The organism is Pseudomonas sp. R2-7-07 (assembly GCF_003852355.1).
In the GTDB taxonomy this organism is placed as follows: Bacteria; Pseudomonadota; Gammaproteobacteria; order Pseudomonadales; family Pseudomonadaceae; genus Aquipseudomonas.
Genome location: NZ_CP027759.1, coordinates 3,863,774 through 3,880,225, shown reverse-complemented (window position 1 = coordinate 3,880,225; position 16,452 = coordinate 3,863,774). Strand labels below are relative to the sequence as shown.

Below are 16,452 nucleotides of genomic sequence, written 5' to 3'. Positions count from 1 at the left end.
AGTGCGTGTAGCCCTATTCTTACGGACATGCCCTGCGCTAAATTATTCGCATTAACTCGCGTGTAGTCCCATTCCTTCAGTCAATTTCAAAGTTTTGGCAAAGTGCCATAATTTTCCTGCAAGCCTTGATATCAAAGGCTACATCGTTAAAAGAAACAGCTGGCTTACTTCTTCAAGTGTGAAGCGGACACTTGCCCGGCGTTGAGTGTGGTCCTGAAATGCAATACAAAAAGTTGGAAAAGCAGCTCAGGAACACCCCCCTCAATGCATGGGTGAAACCGCCTTTTTAACCAGCCCTGCGCCTAACGGTGACAGGGCTTCTTAATGACACTTGTTAAGTGGGAATCTGTAGATGAAAACCAAAATGAAAGCTGTGCTGTTGTCTGTCGGTCTGCTGGCGGGTTCGGTGTCTATGGCGCACGCGGCAGATGGAACGGTTACGTTTTTGGGGTCGGTCCATTCGGGCGCTTGCTCTATCAAGCCTGACTCCGTTGATCAAACTGTTCGCCTGGGGGCAATTGCCAAGCATCAGTTGCAATCGGGGGGCAAGTCGGAGGCCCGGCGCGTGCTGATCGAACTGGAAGGGTGCGACCTGACGGGCCTCACTGACAATACGGTCACCACCACCTTCACCGGTGCGCCATCCGGCGCTGTACCGGGCGCGATCGGTACGGTCGGCGGCGCGGGCGGCGTGGGCATCATGATGACCCACGGCGGCGCGCCGGTTGAGTTGGGCGTACCTACCGCCCCGCAAATCATCGCCGCTGGGGATAACACCCTGGAATTCGGTGCCTATGTACAAGGCGCCGCCACCGCCCCGATCGTGCCCGGCGACTTCAGCGCGGTCACCAATTTCACCTTGGCTTATCAGTAAGTTGTGCCCCCGCCACCCGGTGTGGCGGGGGAACGCTGACGGGAGATCCAGGTGAACACATTCCTACGTCTGGCTATCGCCTCTTCACTGACGACGTTCATCAGCCCTTGCGTGGTCGCCCAGGCTTCTGCGCAAGGCGATGGGGTCGTGCAGCTGGGAGGGGAAGTGGTTGATTCCGCCTGCGGGCTGGAATTGGCCAGTATCGATCAAACCATCGAGATGCCGCCCGAACCGGTTGGCCGGCTCCTGCGCAACACACGGGGCGAAGACCATCCCTTCCAGTTGCGTCTGGTCAATTGCTCGTTGACCCGCCCGGACCCGTTGCGCCCAGGTGAAACCCTGCCGGACTGGGAGCACATGCGCGTGACGTTCGATGGCCCCACCGACAGGGCAGGGCTTTCCTTCGCGGTCTTTGGCGAGTCGCAGGGGGTTGCCCTGCACATCGTGGACGCTGCCGGCGAGGAAAGCCTTCCGGGGCAACGCATGGCGCCGGTGCCGCTGGCGGAGGGCGACATGACACTCAACTACCGGTTTTTCCTGGTCGGCAACGGCTTGCCATTGGCAGTCGGGGCTCACAGTGCCGCGGTGCGGTTCAAGTTGGAATACTTTTGAACAGTGATGGACAGGCTTGCATGTTGAATACGTCGAAAATCAAAAATACGCTCCGTCCCGGACTGTTGGGCGGGTTGATGTCACTGGCGGGCACTGCAATGGGCGCTGGCGATATCGAGTTCAATACCGACGTTCTCGATTTGGGTGATCGCACTAATATCGACTTGTCTCGATTTGCGCGCAGCGGCTTCATTCTGCCAGGCACTTATACAATGGCTGTGCAACTGAACGCCCAGCCTATTCCTGAACAATCGGTGGCGTTCTATCCCCCCGATAATGACCCCAAGGGCAGCCAGGCCTGTTTGTCGCACAGTCTGGTCGAGCAACTGGGCCTGAAAGCCTCCGAAGCCGACAAACTGACCTGGTGGAAAGACGGCGAGTGCCTGGATATCACCAGCTTGCCGGGCATGGAGGTGAGTGGCGATCTGGCCACCTCGAGCCTGAGCATCAACCTGCCCCAGGCTTACCTTGAGTACAACGCCATCAATTGGGACCCACCTTCGCGCTGGGACGAGGGGGTGCCGGGGCTGCTGCTGGACTACAGCCTGACGGCGCAGTCCAACTACCAGAAGAATGACGGCCAGCGCAAAAACCTCAGTGGCAACGGCACCGTCGGGGCCAATGCCGGCGCCTGGCGCCTCAGGGCCGATTGGCAAGGGCGCGTGGAGAGCGGCCGGCAGGAAGCGGCGGGGCCGCAAAAGCTGGAGTGGAGCCGCTACTACGCGTATCGCGCCATTCCTGCGCTGCAGGCGCGCCTGGTGGTGGGTGAGAGCTACCTGTATTCGGACCTGTTCGACAGCTTCCGCTTCACCGGCGCTTCGCTCAACTCGGATCAGAGCCAGCTGCCCCCCAACTTGCGTGGTTACGCGCCGGAAGTGGTCGGGGTGGCCAAGACCAATGCGAAAGTCATCATCAGCCAGCAGGGGCGTGTGCTCTACGAGACGCTGGTCGCGGCCGGTCCTTTTCGCATTCAGGACCTCAATGATGCGGTGACCGGCAAGCTGGATGTGCGCGTGGAAGAACAGGACGGTTCGGTGCAGACCTTCCAGCTCAACACCGCCGGTGTGCCTTACCTGACGCGCCCGGGCCAGGTCCGCTACAAGCTGGCGAGCGGGCGACCGTCCAATCTGCAGAACGGCTCCGATGGCAACGTCTTCGGGACCGGAGAGTTTTCCTGGGGCGTGAGCAATGGCTGGTCGTTGTTCGGTGGGGGGATCACCGATAACAACTATCGGGCGTTATCCGTGGGCGCGGGCCGCGACTTGCTGGCGTTCGGCGCCGTCTCGCTGGATGTCACGCAGTCCCATGCCAGCGTGTGGAACGAGACGCTCTCGGGTAAATCCTACCGCCTTCAATATTCCAAGAATTTCGAACAGTACGACAGCCAGGTGACGTTCGCCGGCTACCGCTTTTCCGAGAAGAACTTCCTGAGCATGAGTGAATACCTGGATGCCCGGTATTACGGGCTGAACGGCGAACTCGGCGGGCGAGGGGATTATCGGGACGCCAATGAGGGGTGGAAGCCGATCGGCGGCAGCAAGGCGCTGTATACGGTGACGGTCAACAAGCAGTTTCGTGACCTGGGCGCCACCGTCTACGCCAGTTACAACAAGCAAACCTACTGGGACCGGCCGGACACGCAGCGCTGGAACCTGTCGCTGTCGCGCTACTTCAATGTGGGCACGGTCAAGAACATGAGCCTGTCCCTGAACATGTACCGCACCCAGGAATACAACTATCAGGATAACGGCATGGCGCTGACGGTCAGCCTGCCGTTGGGGCGTACCGGCACGCTCTCGCTGGACGCCAGCCGAGCCGCCGGCAACAACAATGTTGCCACGCGCTACAGCGACCGCCTCGATGAGCGCAACAGCTACCAGCTCAGCGTGAGCGACACCTCCGCCAGCGGTTACCTGAGCCATATGGGCGACCACGCCGACATCGATGTGAGCGCCGGCAGGCAGCAGGGCGGTTCCGGCAGCCTCAGTGTCTCTGCGCGCGGCGGTGCCACGGTCACGGCCTACGGTGCCGCGCTCCATCGCACCACCAGTACTGGCGGCACCCGCCTGATGGTCGACACCACCGGAGTGCCCGATGTGCCCGTACGCGGTTATGGCGCGCCGACGCGCAGCAATGCCTTCGGCAAGGCCGTGATCTCGGATATCAGCAGTTATCAGCGTACCGCCGCCAGTGTCGATCTGGAGCGCCTGCCGAGCAACGTCGAAGCCACTCAGTCGGTCACGCAACTGACGCTCACCGAAGGCGCGATCGGTTATCGCTCGCTGGACGTGATCGCCGGCGAAAAAGCCATGGCGGTGCTGCGCCTGGCGGATGGCAGTTCGCCGCCCTTCGGCGCGACGGTGAAGAACCTCAAGCAACAAGACACCGGCATTGTGAATGACGGCGGCCACGTCTACCTGAGCGGCATCCAGGCCGGCGAGCAGATGTCTGTCAGTTGGGGCGGCGACGAGCGCTGCCTGCTCACGCTGCCCGCCACCTTGCCCGCCGATGGTTTGACCGACGCCCTGCAATTGCGCTGCCAGGTGGTAGCCGCTGACCCAACCTTGCCCGAGCCCGCCGGGCTGACCGGCAAGCCTACCGATACGGAGAACACAGCCTCATGAGACCGACCACACGTTCCACATTCCCGGCCTTTGCGTTGTTGGCCCTGGGCTTGAGCCAGAGCGCCAACGCGGCGGTGGGCCTGGACCGTACCCGGGTGATTTTCGACGGTGGCAAAGACGCCACCAGCGTGAACATCACCAACAACAACACCCAACTGCCCTATCTGGCCCAGGGTTGGATCGAGGATGAAGCCGGTCAGAAAATCACCACGCCGTTGATCGTGCTGCCACCGGTGCAACGCTTGGAGCCGGGCAAACAGAGCCAGGTGAAAGTCCAGGCATTGCCGGCGGCCAAGGCGCTGCCGCAGGACCGGGAGACGGTGTACTACTTCAACCTGCGGGAGATCCCGCCGCGCAGTGATAAGTCCAACACCCTGCAGATTGCCCTGCAAACCCGCATCAAGTTGTTCTACCGGCCGCAAGCCATTGCGCCGAGCCAGCAGGACCTGTCCAACCCCTGGCAGGAGAAGCTGACCCTGACCCGTGAAGGCGATCAATACCGGGTGAACAACCCGACGCCGTATTACGTGACCCTGGTGGATGCGCGCAGCAGCAAGGATGGCAAAACCGTGCCGGGCTTCACGCCGCTGATGGTGCCACCCAAGGGTGCGTTGACCCTGGGCGCCACGGCCAAGGCCCTGGGGACAAGCCCTTATCTGGCCTATGTAAACGATTATGGCGGGCGCCCGGTGCTGGCCTTCAGTTGCACGGGCGACACTTGCAAGGTGAACCCCCAGGCCGCGCCGGCGAACGAGTAATGCTGCTGGAGAACGTCATGAAGTCGCAAAAAGTGAAGGTCCTGGGCGGCCTGTTATGGGTCATGGCGATGGGGGCACAGGCTGCGGATGAGGAGGATATCGAAGGCATGAGCGGCATGCTCAATGTGCTCGGCTCCATGCATGAGTCGCCTTGCAGCCTGGAAATGAGCTCCCTGCACCAGACCGTCGATCTGGACGCGGTGTCGACCAGCCAGTTGCAACGCCCCGGTGACCAGGCGACCGCCAAGGCCTTTCAGCTGCGGTTCACCGATTGTCTGCGCACCGCCGGCCGCATACGCAATGAGCGTACGGGGAACCTGACCTGGAGCGCCTACCAACCGGTGCTGTCGGTGCTGTTCGAGGCGCCGGCCGATGCCGACGATCCACGGCTGGTCAAAGTGCAGGGCGTCACCGGCATGGGCCTGCAGTTGACCGATGCCCTCGGCCGGGACGTGCAACTGGGCACACGCGGCCAGCCGCTGTTTTTGCCCGTGGGCCGCAATACCCAGACCTGGAATGTGCGGCCCACGCGCACCGCTGCGCCGTTGACCAGCGGGGCATTCAGGGCCGTCGTGGAAGTCAGGCTCAATTATGAATAAGGGGGCAGCGATGGCTAAATCAATCGGTTTGATCGCCGGCGGCGTGTTGCTGGCGGTCTGCCAGGGCGTGCAGGCCGAGACCAGCTTGACCATTCGCGCGGTGATCATTGCGCCTCCGCCGTGCGTCATCAACGGTGGCAGCACGCTTGACGTGCCGTTTGGCAATGACCTGCAGACGTCACGGGTCGACGGGGTCAACTACCGTCGCGATGTGCCGTATACCGTCACCTGTGATTCGCCGTTCAGCAATGCGCTGACCCTGGAACTCAAGGGCACGGTGGCGTCGTTTGACAGTCGCGTGCTCTCGACCCGCAAGGCCGATCTTGGGGTCAGGCTGTTTGTGAATGGCGCGGACTGGCCGCTGAATACCGCAGTGAATTTTACCTACCCCAATTTCCCCGTGGTGCAGGCGGTGCCGGTCAAGCGTGCGGGCAGCAAGCTGACCGGCGGGATCTTCGACGCGACCGCGACCCTGGTGGTCGATTACCAATGATGGTTACCAATAAAGAGAGGAACGACCCATGACAGCTTGGCAGCCGCGAGCGTTGCTCGCCCTGTGGGCCATCGGCCTGTGCAGTGGCGCGTCGGCCAACGTGACGTTCAGCGGCACGTTGAATGAGCCGCCGCCCTGCACCATCGATACGGGCAACACCATTGAAGTCGACTTTGGCGATGTCGGGGTAAAGCGCGTCGACGGCGTGAGGTATCGCAGGGGCGTCGGCTACGCGATCAACTGCGGCACCGACACGCTGCCGTGGGCGCTGAAACTGAGCATCAACGGCACCCCCACGGCGTTTGATGGTGCAGCGGTGCAGACCAGCGTACCTGCGCTGGGCATTCGGGTTTTTCAGAATGACCTGCCATTTTCACTCAATACGCCGCTGGATATCACCCTGTCGTCACCGCCTACATTGGAGGTGGTGCCGGTGCAGCAGCCCGGCGCAACGCTGCCTCCCGCCAGTTTCACGGCGGTGGCCACGTTGTTGGCCGAATACCAGTAGGAGCTGAATCGATGCGATATCAACGGGTTCAAAAGCACGGCCTGGCACTCCTGCTCATCTGCGGCCTGATCCCCATGGGGCACGCAGCGGACAATCTGCGTTTCAAAGGCAACCTGGTCGAAGAAGCCTGCACCCTGCGCCCTGGCGACGAGGCAATTACGCTGGAACTCTGGGACCTGACCAGCAAACACCTCTATATCAACACGCGCTCGGTGGGTAAGCGTTTCAAGCTGCACCTGGAAGACTGCGACACCACGATCGGCAATTCGGTGACCATCACCTTCGGCGGTAGGGAAAACACAGAACTTCCCGGCTTGCTCGCGCTGGACGGTGGCAGCGGCGCCTCTGGCATTGGCGTCGGCATCGAGACCTTAAGCGATAAACCCTTGCCCCTGAATGCCGTCAGCGACGAGCAGGTGTTGAGCGACGGCAGCAATGCCATCGAGCTCAAGGCCTATGTGCAGGGCGAGCCGACAGCCCTCGCGGATCAGACCATCGGACACGGTGCATACACGGTGACCTCAACGTTCACGTTGGACTATCCATAGCGCTGGGCCTGGGTAGGGCAGAGGAATGAGAGCTCAAGATGAAACGATTATTTGGCGCCACCGTGCTTCTGGTATCGACCGGTGTGAGTACCGCTGTGACAGCCGCCGATTGCCGTGTGAATGGTGGCAGGTGGGTGTATGTGGGTGCAGGCGGTACGCTGAACTTGCAGGTGCCCGTCATGGTGCAACCGGGTTCGGATAACTCGCGTATCTACCTCGAAGGAGCCCGGTTGGAATGCCGATTCACCCCGGGCCAGCCTTTTCCCTCGTTCGTGGACTTGTGGCGGACCGCCACACAGGCCGGGCCTCCGTGGACGCCCGGCGCCAAATTCACTCAGCTGGGCACCGGCTTGCGCATCAACGGTGCTTACCTCAATACCCCGGTGCCGTATGACATCCAGTTGGCGGTCATGCCCAACAACGGTGTGGGCGTCCCCATCGACGTCACGCCCTACATCCTGATACGCAACAACCCGACGAACCCTGTCGACGTGCGGGTAGGGGATAACCTGGGCGTGCTGCGCCTGCGTCAGACAAACAACTACAACGGCACCAGCACGGTGCTTGCGCTCACGTACCTTGCGGCGAATAACTTTTCCGTGTCCCCCTCAACCTGCACGATCAACAACAACGCGCCCATCGAGATCGATTTCGGCAACGTGCATCAGCGGGCCATCGGCACGGACCCGCTGACGTCCTCCATCGTCAGCAACCGCAGGCTCACCTATTCATGCCCCGATGGCGGGATCAATACACCCATCACCATCACCTACAAAGGCAGCCCGTCTTCGTTCGACCCACGGCTGCTGCTGATGACCAATCCAGACGTGGGCACGGCGCTGATTCGCGCGGGCTCAGCGGTGCCTGTGAACGGTTCGTTCCGGACCCAGATCACCAATAGCGTAGGCGGGGACGATGTGACGTTTTCGCTCGTTCGGCGCACTGGGTCCCTGCCGGCCGCGGGGGCCCTGAGCGGGAGCGGTGTACTTGTCATGGGCGTGCCCTGATGCGTGCAGCTCCACATGCCGGCGCGGGCTTGTTCGCGAATACGGTGGATCAGTTGATACATACCTGACTGATCCACCGCATTCGCGAGCAAGCCCGCTCTTACAGGGACGTGCTCTCATTTCAGATGTTTGATGGAGTTCAAGATGCAACGACTATCTGGAGCCTTGGTGCTTCTCGTTCTGACGGGTGTAACCAAGACCGCGCATGCTGTCGATTGCCGTGTCAACGGCGGCCCCTGGCAAAATGGCAACCCGAACCTGCAGGTCCCCGTTACCGTCACCCTGAGTGCCGACCGCAGCAGGATCATGCTGGAAGGCGCACGGCTGGAATGTCGATTCACCTACAGCGGCGGCCCCGCCTGGCACGCGGACTATTGGACAACTGGGAGTTCGGTAGGCACCGCCTGGACGCCCGGCCCAAAATTCGCAAGCGAAAGAACCGGGTTACGCATCAATGGCGCTTTCCTCAACACGCCGGTGCCGTCGGGTATCGGCATCGTCACCATCCCCAACAACGGGAGCGTTCATCTGATCAATGTCACACCCTATATTCTGCTACGTAACTATCCCTCCAACCCGTTCGATGTGCGAATAGGCGACGACCTCGGTCTGCTGCGCCTCACCAGTTCGAACAACTACGACGGCACTCGACCGCAGCTCACCGTCAGGTATACCGCTGCCAACAATTTCACCGTTTCCCCGTCTACCTGCACGATCAATAACAACAACCCCATCGAGATCAACTTCGGCAACGTGCACCAGCGGGCCATCGGCACCGACCCGCTGACATCCACTATCGTCAGCAACCGCAGGCTGACCTATTCGTGCCCGGATGGCGGGATCAATACACCCATCACCATTACTTACAAGGGCACCCGCTCTTCGTTCGATTCACGCCTGCTGATGATGACCAATGGGGATGTGGGCACGGCGCTTGTTCGCGGCGGCGCAGCGGTGGCTGTGAACGGTTCGTTCCTGACCCGCATCACTAACAGCACGGGCGCCGACGACGTGGCATTTTCCCTGGTACGTCGAGCGGGTTCATTGCCGGCCGCAGGCCCCATCAGCGGCAGCGGGGTACTGGTGATGGGCGTGCCATGAACACAGCGTGATACCCAAAGCGCACCGCCTGCCCCTAGAATGCCGGTTCCAATTCCTCTGGCATCTGGGGCACTCATGCACATTTCTTCCGGCCGCTGGGTCTACGGTTTTTTCCTGACCCTGTTGACCGCGCTGCTCTGGGGCATTCTGCCGATCAAGCTCAAACAGGTCTTGCAGGTGATGGACCCGATCACCGTCACCTGGTTTCGCCTGATAGTGGCCGGCAGTTGCTTGTTTGTTTACCTCGCCGCGACCCGGCGTTTGCCCGGTCGCAAGGTGCTCGGCCCCAAGGGCGGCTGGCTGGTGGCGATGGCGGTGTGCGGGCTGGTCGGCAACTACGTGTTGTATCTGGTCGGCCTGAAAATGCTCAGCCCCGGCACCGCGCAACTGGTGGTGCAGATGGGGCCGATTTTTCTGATGGTTGCCAGTGTGTTTGTGTTCAAGGAGCGTTTCAGCCTGGGGCAGGGCGCGGGGCTGGTGATATTGATCGTTGGCTTCGGGCTGTTCTTCAACCAGCGCCTGCTGGAGCTGCTCACCTCGATGGGCAGCTACACCGCCGGGGTACTGACCGTCCTGCTGGCGACCAGCATCTGGGTGTTTTACGCCCTGGGCCAGAAACAGTTGTTGACCGTGTGGAATTCGCTGCAGGTGATGATGGTGATCTACCTGTCGTGCGCCGTGTTGCTGACACCCTGGGCGCACCCGCTGGAGGCGCTGCAACTGAGCCCGCTGCAGGGTTGGCTGCTGCTGGCGTGCTGCATGAACACCCTGGTGGCGTACGGCGCGTTTGCCGAGGCGCTGGCCCACTGGGAGGCCTCACGGGTGAGTGCGACCCTGGCGCTGACGCCGCTGGTGACCTTTGTGGCGGTGGCGTTGGCGGCGTGGCTGTGGCCGGAGTTTGTGCAGGCCGAAGCGATCAATGCCTTGGGGTATTTTGGCGCGCTGGTGGTGGTGATCGGCTCGGCGATGGTGGCATTGGCGCCGTCATTGATGGCCGGGCTCAGGGCCCGGCGATTGCGCATGGCTTCATGAGTATTTGAGCGGTACGCCGATCCAAATGTGGGAGGGGGCTTGCTCCCGATAGCCATGGATACCTACACAATTTTGGTATGGCCCTGAACCAGTGACGGCTCGGAAGCCGAAGCCTCTCTAACTGATGCCCCGCGTCCAAAATGTGGGAGGGGGCTTGCCCCCGATGGCGGCCTGACAGCCGACCGTGATGTTGGATCAGAGCGAGTACATATCCGTTGCTGCGGTAACGGCTGCTATGGGTTCCGCCCTTACGGCGTCTCACTTTTGAAAAGCGCAAAAGTAAGCAAAACGCTCTTGCCCCACCACTCGGCACCTCGCCTAGGCTCGGTGTGCCCGTAATCCGACATTGATTTGGGGGGCCGCCGCCACGCGCCATCCATGGCGCGGGGCGGCTAAACCGGCATCCCTGCCGGTTTACCCCCCAAATCACTGTCGAATTCCGGCCAGCGTGGTTTAACGGGGCGCCTAGATCAAGAGCAAGATCAAGAGCGGCTCGCTTCGCATCGTGGTTAGCGTAGGCTGCTGCTACCAAGTTGTGTAGATACCTATGCTCCGATAGCGGTGGGTCAGTGTGCGCATTGGCAACTGATCCACCGCCATCGGGGGCAAGCCCCCTCCCACATTTGGAGCGCGGGGCGTCGGTTAGAGAGGCTTCGGCTGCCGAGCCGTCACCGGAGCAAGCCTTTTCCCACATTTGCCTTGGGCTTTTAGTGCCCGGCTTCCAACATATTCTCCGGGCGTACCCACTGGTCGAACTGCTCATCGGTCAGATAGCCCAGCGCCAGCGCCGCTTCGCGCAGTGTCAGCCCTTCGGCATAGGCCTTCTTGGCGATCTGCGCGGATTTGTCATAGCCGATATGCGGGTTCAGCGCGGTCACCAGCATCAGCCCGCGTTCCAGGTGTTCGGCCATCTGTTCGGCGTCCGGTTCGAGGCCGGCGATGCAGTGTTCCTGGAAGTTGTTGCAGCCATCGGCCAGCAGGCGGATCGATTCCAGCAGGTTGTGAATGATCACCGGTTTGTACACGTTCAACTGCAGGTGCCCCTGGCTTGCGGCGATGCCAATGGTCACGTCGTTTCCCAGCACCTGGCAGGCCAGCATCGACAGCGCTTCGCACTGGGTGGGGTTGACCTTGCCGGGCATGATCGAGCTGCCCGGTTCGTTGGCTGGCAATTTGACTTCGGCCAGCCCGGCGCGAGGGCCGGAGCCCAGCAGGCGCAGGTCGTTGGCCAGTTTCATCAGCGCCACGGCGAGGGTTTTCAGCGCGCCGTGCAAGGTCACCAGCGGCTCATGGCCGGAGAGAGCGGCGAATTTGTTCGGTGCTGTGACGAACGGCAAGCCCGACAACGCCGCCAGCTCGGCGGCAATCGCTTCGCCAAAGCCGTGGGGCGAATTGAGCCCGGTGCCGACGGCGGTGCCGCCCTGGGCCAGCTCGCACACGGCGGGCAGGGCGCTGCGGATGGCGCGTTCGGCGTAGTCCAGCTGCGCGATAAACGCCGAGACTTCCTGGCCGAAGGTGATCGGTGTTGCGTCCATCATGTGGGTGCGGCCGGTCTTGACCAGCTTCATATGCCGCGCCGCCAATTCCGCCAGCCCACCGGACAACACCGTGATGGCCGGCAGCAACTGCTCGTGAACCGCCTTGACGGTGGCAATGCTCATGGCCGTGGGGAAGCAGTCATTGGAGCTCTGTGAGCGGTTCACATGGTCGTTGGGGTGCACCGGGCTTTTGCCGCCGCGGTTGTTGCCGGCCAGTTCATTGGCGCGGCCGGCGATCACTTCGTTGGCGTTCATGTTGCTCTGGGTGCCGCTGCCGGTCTGCCACACCACCAGCGGGAACTGGTCGTCGTGCTGGCCGTCCAGCACTTCGTCGGCGGCCTGTTCGATCAGGCGGGCGATGTCGGCGGGCAAGTCGCCGTTACGGTCGTTGACCCGTGCAGCCGCCTTCTTGATCAGGGCCAGGGCATGCAGCACCGCGAGCGGCATGCGCTGTTCGCCGATGGCGAAGTTCACCAGCGAACGTTGGGTCTGGGCGCCCCAGTAAGCGTCATCCGGGACGTGGACGTCTCCCAGGCTGTCAGTTTCGATACGGCTCATCGGGCACACTCCTTCAGGTTCGTTTGCGCAGTTTAGGCTGTGATCGGCCCAGGGGGTTCCAAAAAACACGCTTCATCGGATTTGCCCCCCGCAAAACCAGGCCCGACAAGGCCTGGGGTTGAGCCGCGAGGTTTTTTAGGCGCAGAATGGTCGCCCTTGGGGTTTTACCTCGCCTGCTAGAAAGGAAACTCGATGACTCGTCTTCGTGCCATCTGTACCGCGGTTGCTCTGGTTTGCGCCAGCGGCCAGGTTTTTGCCGATACCGCCAGCCACAACGCCAGTGCCGAAGCCTTCCTTACCCTGGCCCACGCTGACAAGCTGGGTACCCCGGTATACATGCAAGTGCAACAAATGTTCGCCCAGCGTTTCGAACAGACCAAGGCGCCTGCCGCCAAGCAGTCGGTCCTCGACAGCTACCAGGCCAAGGCCAATGCCGCCCTGGACCAGGCTATCGGCTGGCCGAAGCTGAAGCCGGACATGGTCAAGCTCTACACCACCAACTTCAGCGAATCGGAGCTCAAGGACCTGGTTGCCTTCTACCAGTCGCCACTGGGCAAGAAAGTCCTGGAAAAAATGCCGCAACTGACCCAGCAATCGGCCCAGATGACCCAGGCCAAGCTGGAAAGCGCCGTGCCGGTGGTGAACAAGCTGTTGGAAGACATGACCAACGAGCTGACGCCCAAAGCCGCCGCACCGGCCAAGAAGAAGTAAGCAGCAATGACCATGCAACTGCGTATCGAAACGGCACTCGCCGCCCTGAACCCGCAGCACTTGAGTGTGCTGGATGAGAGCCACATGCACAGCCGTGGGTTGCAGACCCACTTCAAGGCCGTGCTGGTCAGCCAGCAATTCGAGGGGCTCAACCGCGTCAAGCGCCACCAGAAGGTCTACGCCAGCCTGGGTGACCTGATGACCGAGTTTCATGCGCTGGCGCTGCATACCTATACGCCTGAAGAATGGGCGAACATCGACGCAGCGCCGGCTTCGCCGACCTGCGCCGGCGGGCATTGAGCGCAGCCTCGACCCGCGCGAGCGGGTCGGGGCGATGCCAGTACCCGGATACACAAAACATCCTCCAGCACCACCTTGCTCCACCCCCGCATCCCTAGGCTTTCAGGACTACTTATTGAGCAATAAGGTCTTGAGGTCATGCCTGATTCCATCCATCGAAACACGCCGTCCCTGGCCGCAGTCGACCCGCGTGGGTTAATTGTTCGTAACATCAACTACCACCGCGCAAGTGCAGAGGTTGAACCGCAGGTGCGCGTTCATCGCCAGGTGTTTGGCAGTACGGGCTTGATGATTGAACAATGGGACCCGCGTTTGTTGCAGTTGGCCCGCGCACAGCCGGACACTGCGCCCAATCAACGCACGGTCTATAGCCTTGGCGGACAAGCGTTGCGCACCGACAGCGTGGATGCCGGCTGGCGGCTGACGCTGCTGGGGGAGGCCGGGCATTTACTGGAAGAATGGGATGGGCGGGGCGCGCACCAGGCTCATCGCTACGATCAGTATCTGCGTCCGGTCGCCGTGTTCGAGCAGGCGGCCATTGATGAGCAAGCGCGGTGCGTCGAGCGTCTTGCCTATGCTTTATCCTCGGCTGAAGAGGCCGCACGCAACCGCTGTGGCCGGGTGATCCGCCACGATGACGGCGGCGGCTCATTGTTCCACGAGGCGTATGGGCTGCACGCGCAGGTTGCGCAGCAAACCCGACGCTTCCGGCTGGCGGGTGCCGCGCTGGATTGGCCGCAGCCCGCTGCACAACGTGAGCGGCGCCTGGAGGCCGAGACGTTCCAGACAACCGTGGGGTTTAACGCCCTGGGTGAGCGCTTGCATCACACGGACGCCAAGGGCAATCGCTTCGACTACGCCTACGGCATTGACGGCCAACCGGCGAGTATCGCTGTGACGCCAAGCGGCGGCATGCGTACGCAGGTGCTGGGCGAGCGCCGCTACAACGCCGCCGGCCAGGTGCTTGGCGAGCGCGCCGGCAATGGCGTTGTGCGGGCCATGCACTACCGTGAGTTCGATGGTCGCTTGCGGCAAATGACTGCCCATCTGCCTGCACAACCGGGTGCGGCGCTGCAAGACCTGCGCTACGCCTATGACGGCGTTGGCAACGTCGTGCGGATCGACGACCTTGCCCAGCCGACGCAATGGTCCAGCAACACCCAAGTCGGTTCGGCCAGCCTTTATGAGTACGACACGTTGTCGCAACTGACCAAGGCCACCGGCCGCGAAACCGCCGGTAACCCGGGAGGTTCGGCGTTGCCGGCCAGGGTAGCGTTTGGCTCGACTGACGACAGCGTATGGCGTCGCTACACCCAGCGGTTCAGCTATGACGCCGCCGGCAACGTGCTCACGTTGCAACATGTGCCCAGCAGCGGCACGGGCTTCACGCGGCAGATGAGCGTGGCCGCAGGCAGCAATCATTTTCGGCCCCAGGCCGATGGCAACAGCGCGCCGGGGTTGGGCCAGGGCTTTGACCGCAACGGCAACCTGCAAGCGCTGACAGGCGACCATCCGATGGGCTGGGATGTGCGCAATCAACTGGTGCGCCTCACGCAGGTACGACGCGCCGGCGGCAACGACGATGAAGAACGCTACGCCTACGATGCCACCGGCCAGCGCATCCTCAAACGCCGGGTCGCCCAGGCCCGGGGCGTGATGCACACCGCCGAGGTGCGCTACTTGCCGGGACTGGAAATTCGCCATGACAGCGCAACGGGGGAGCAACTGAATGTCCTCAACCTCGATGCCGGAACTACCACCGTCCGTGTCCTGCTTTGGGATCGCCACCCTTCGGGAGGGCGCCAGGACGCGCAGATCCGTTACGGCTTGTCGGACCACTTGGGCAGCAGCAGCCTGGAACTGGGCGAGCAGGCGCAACTGCTCAGCCAGGAAAGTTATTACCCCTATGGTGGGACCGCGTGGTGGGCGGCGAAAAACGCCAGCGAGGCGAGTTACCGGTTCATCCGTTATTCAGGCAAGGAGCGCGATGCCAGCGGACTGTCTTACTACGGCTACAGGTACTACGCACCGTGGTTATGCCGCTGGATCAGCCCGGACCCGACCGGCGATGCCGATGGCTTGAACCTGTACGCGATGGTTGGCGGTAATCCGGTCACCAGGGTCGATGCGCAAGGGCTGGCCGCAACCCCGGCTTTGGAGGCGCCCCGGGACAAACAAATACGCCGGCTTTCCATCAGCCGCAGGCTGGCGAATATAGGGTGGATTATGCGCTCGAGGATACAAGCGGCCTCGTCGGCCGCGATTCGCGATGGTTTATCTACCTATATCGCCAATGCCGTCGCGACGGGTGTCGAGCTGGCGGTATTCAGCACTCTCCAGCCCACGCCGGAACGCAATCAGGCCTTGCGCTATAGCGTCGCCGCGCTGGATGCCCTGGTCACGTTCCATATGAGCACCGGTATCGCCGGTAACTGGACCCGCATGGCGCCACAGATCGGTGTTATTTCGGCAAGCCTTGTGGGCGCTGCATATGCCGTCCAGGTTGACACGCTGAGCGTTCAAACCGAGGAACAGTGGGACCCCATAGCGGTGCAGCGGTTGAGCGGGCATGTTCGCTCGCTCTCCAGGGAACTGGTGCAGCAGATCATGCGTGGTCACGGCAGCGGGTCATCCTGGGGCAGCACGCCCCTGCGAGCCAGGCTCGGCCGCACCGCCGGCGCGACGGCAGCGTACGCGGTCGCCACCGTCGCCAACGCGGTGTACGGCGGCGAAGTGCCTGCGCTGATGCAGCCCAATGTGTCCCCTGCAGTTGAAGCCTACGATGGGGCGATGGGAGCGATGATTCGTAGCGGTCACCCCACGGCCGCCCACGATTCCCATGGCCTGACCGTGCAGGCGCCGGACCCTGCGGCGCTGATGCACGGCGGGCTGAGTAGAATGTTCAATCAGGTGTGGACGTACTGGGCCGCGACCGGGATTGAGGCGTTGGCCGTTGCGCTCACGGGCCTGCCCCAGGCTGCGCAAAGCGGGAGCACTCGCACGATAGTGAGGGTGGCCCGCGGCCTGATTGCAGCACTGACCGAATGGCGCGGCTTTTTCGTAGTGTATGCCAGGCGCGGGTACACAACCCTTGCCTCGAACTGGAGCGCAGCCCGGCGATCCTGACAAGCACAAGGATGGGCCGTCGCGGCGGCCCATGTTTGCGTGTTACCAAAAGTTGTTTACATA

The 16,452-nt window shown here is 62.1% G+C and carries 15 protein-coding genes; 14 read left to right on the top strand and 1 reads right to left on the bottom strand.

Features of this window, described 5'->3' with window-relative positions; genetic code table 11:
* Window positions 1-352: 352 nt before the first annotated feature.
* The 11 genes from C4J86_RS17735 to C4J86_RS17685 all read left to right on the top strand — a co-directional run bounded on the left by C4J86_RS17735 (window position 353) and on the right by C4J86_RS17685 (window position 10,156).
* A complete protein-coding gene (locus C4J86_RS17735) occupies window positions 353-874 on the top strand; it encodes a fimbrial protein (protein WP_124367778.1) in 522 nt (173 codons plus the stop codon).
* 51 nt (window positions 875-925) lie between these two features.
* Complete coding sequence (locus C4J86_RS17730; RefSeq protein WP_124367777.1) at window positions 926-1,486, top strand: fimbrial protein; 561 nt, start codon at window positions 926-928, stop codon at window positions 1,484-1,486.
* A 20-nt stretch (window positions 1,487-1,506) separates the two neighbouring features.
* Complete coding sequence (locus tag C4J86_RS17725) at window positions 1,507-4,110, top strand: outer membrane usher protein (RefSeq protein ID WP_164487783.1); 2,604 nt, start codon at window positions 1,507-1,509, stop codon at window positions 4,108-4,110.
* Window positions 4,107-4,868: a fimbria/pilus periplasmic chaperone gene (locus C4J86_RS17720; RefSeq protein WP_124371353.1), complete on the top strand. Its 762-nt coding sequence runs from the start codon at window positions 4,107-4,109 to the stop codon at window positions 4,866-4,868. The genes C4J86_RS17725 and C4J86_RS17720 overlap by 4 nt, the downstream gene beginning before the upstream one ends.
* Window positions 4,869-4,885: 17 nt before the next feature.
* Window positions 4,886-5,467: a fimbrial protein gene (locus C4J86_RS17715; protein ID WP_124371352.1), complete on the top strand. Its 582-nt coding sequence runs from the start codon at window positions 4,886-4,888 to the stop codon at window positions 5,465-5,467.
* A 10-nt stretch (window positions 5,468-5,477) separates the two neighbouring features.
* The gene (locus C4J86_RS17710; protein ID WP_124371351.1) at window positions 5,478-5,960 is read left to right on the top strand and encodes a fimbrial protein; all 483 of its coding nucleotides are present in this window, start codon (window positions 5,478-5,480) and stop codon (window positions 5,958-5,960) included.
* Window positions 5,961-5,988: 28 nt separating this feature from the next.
* Window positions 5,989-6,468, top strand: coding sequence for a fimbrial protein (locus C4J86_RS17705; protein WP_124371350.1), 480 nt, complete (start codon window positions 5,989-5,991; stop codon window positions 6,466-6,468).
* A gap of 11 nt (window positions 6,469-6,479) precedes the next feature.
* Window positions 6,480-7,016, top strand: a complete 537-nt coding sequence (locus C4J86_RS17700) for a fimbrial protein (protein ID WP_124371349.1) — start codon at window positions 6,480-6,482, stop codon at window positions 7,014-7,016.
* A 38-nt stretch (window positions 7,017-7,054) separates the two neighbouring features.
* On the top strand, window positions 7,055-8,023 hold the full coding sequence (locus C4J86_RS17695) for a fimbrial protein (RefSeq protein WP_124371348.1): 969 nt from the start codon (window positions 7,055-7,057) through the stop codon (window positions 8,021-8,023).
* A gap of 144 nt (window positions 8,024-8,167) precedes the next feature.
* The gene (locus C4J86_RS17690; protein ID WP_124371347.1) at window positions 8,168-9,124 is read left to right on the top strand and encodes a fimbrial protein; all 957 of its coding nucleotides are present in this window, start codon (window positions 8,168-8,170) and stop codon (window positions 9,122-9,124) included.
* Between the two features lie 75 nt (window positions 9,125-9,199).
* Window positions 9,200-10,156 (top strand): DMT family transporter, encoded by a 957-nt coding sequence (locus tag C4J86_RS17685; protein WP_124371346.1) that lies wholly within the window; start codon window positions 9,200-9,202, stop codon window positions 10,154-10,156.
* A gap of 707 nt (window positions 10,157-10,863) precedes the next feature.
* On the opposite strand, the gene C4J86_RS17680 is transcribed toward C4J86_RS17685, so the two are convergent.
* Complete coding sequence (locus C4J86_RS17680; protein WP_124371345.1) at window positions 10,864-12,252, bottom strand: class II fumarate hydratase; 1,389 nt, start codon at window positions 12,250-12,252, stop codon at window positions 10,864-10,866.
* 192 nt (window positions 12,253-12,444) lie between these two features.
* Here C4J86_RS17680 and C4J86_RS17675 point away from each other — a divergent pair, with 192 nt between their 5' ends.
* The 3 genes from C4J86_RS17675 (at window position 12,445) to C4J86_RS17665 (ending at window position 16,389) form a co-directional block, all read left to right on the top strand.
* Window positions 12,445-12,963 carry a DUF2059 domain-containing protein gene (locus tag C4J86_RS17675; RefSeq protein ID WP_003236690.1) on the top strand — a complete coding sequence of 173 codons (519 nt, stop codon included), beginning with the start codon at window positions 12,445-12,447 and terminating at the stop codon, window positions 12,961-12,963.
* Window positions 12,964-12,969: 6 nt separating this feature from the next.
* A complete protein-coding gene (locus C4J86_RS17670; RefSeq protein WP_124371344.1) occupies window positions 12,970-13,263 on the top strand; it encodes a BolA family transcriptional regulator in 294 nt (97 codons plus the stop codon).
* A 138-nt stretch (window positions 13,264-13,401) separates the two neighbouring features.
* Window positions 13,402-16,389 carry an RHS repeat-associated core domain-containing protein gene (locus tag C4J86_RS17665; protein WP_124371343.1) on the top strand — a complete coding sequence of 996 codons (2,988 nt, stop codon included), beginning with the start codon at window positions 13,402-13,404 and terminating at the stop codon, window positions 16,387-16,389.
* The last annotated feature ends 63 nt before the right edge of the window (window positions 16,390-16,452 follow it).

Coding starts and splice junctions, on each gene's coding strand:
- C4J86_RS17735 (WP_124367778.1), top strand. CDS start 353: ATGAAAACCAAAATGAAAGCTGTGCTGTTGTCTGTCGGTCTGCTGGCG.
- C4J86_RS17725 (WP_164487783.1), top strand. CDS start 1,507: ATGTTGAATACGTCGAAAATCAAAAATACGCTCCGTCCCGGACTGTTG.
- C4J86_RS17720 (WP_124371353.1), top strand. CDS start 4,107: ATGAGACCGACCACACGTTCCACATTCCCGGCCTTTGCGTTGTTGGCC.
- C4J86_RS17715 (WP_124371352.1), top strand. CDS start 4,886: ATGAAGTCGCAAAAAGTGAAGGTCCTGGGCGGCCTGTTATGGGTCATG.
- C4J86_RS17710 (WP_124371351.1), top strand. CDS start 5,478: ATGGCTAAATCAATCGGTTTGATCGCCGGCGGCGTGTTGCTGGCGGTC.
- C4J86_RS17705 (WP_124371350.1), top strand. CDS start 5,989: ATGACAGCTTGGCAGCCGCGAGCGTTGCTCGCCCTGTGGGCCATCGGC.
- C4J86_RS17700 (WP_124371349.1), top strand. CDS start 6,480: ATGCGATATCAACGGGTTCAAAAGCACGGCCTGGCACTCCTGCTCATC.
- C4J86_RS17695 (WP_124371348.1), top strand. CDS start 7,055: ATGAAACGATTATTTGGCGCCACCGTGCTTCTGGTATCGACCGGTGTG.
- C4J86_RS17690 (WP_124371347.1), top strand. CDS start 8,168: ATGCAACGACTATCTGGAGCCTTGGTGCTTCTCGTTCTGACGGGTGTA.
- C4J86_RS17685 (WP_124371346.1), top strand. CDS start 9,200: ATGCACATTTCTTCCGGCCGCTGGGTCTACGGTTTTTTCCTGACCCTG.
- C4J86_RS17680 (WP_124371345.1), bottom strand. CDS start 12,252: ATGAGCCGTATCGAAACTGACAGCCTGGGAGACGTCCACGTCCCGGAT.
- C4J86_RS17675 (WP_003236690.1), top strand. CDS start 12,445: ATGACTCGTCTTCGTGCCATCTGTACCGCGGTTGCTCTGGTTTGCGCC.
- C4J86_RS17670 (WP_124371344.1), top strand. CDS start 12,970: ATGACCATGCAACTGCGTATCGAAACGGCACTCGCCGCCCTGAACCCG.
- C4J86_RS17665 (WP_124371343.1), top strand. CDS start 13,402: ATGCCTGATTCCATCCATCGAAACACGCCGTCCCTGGCCGCAGTCGAC.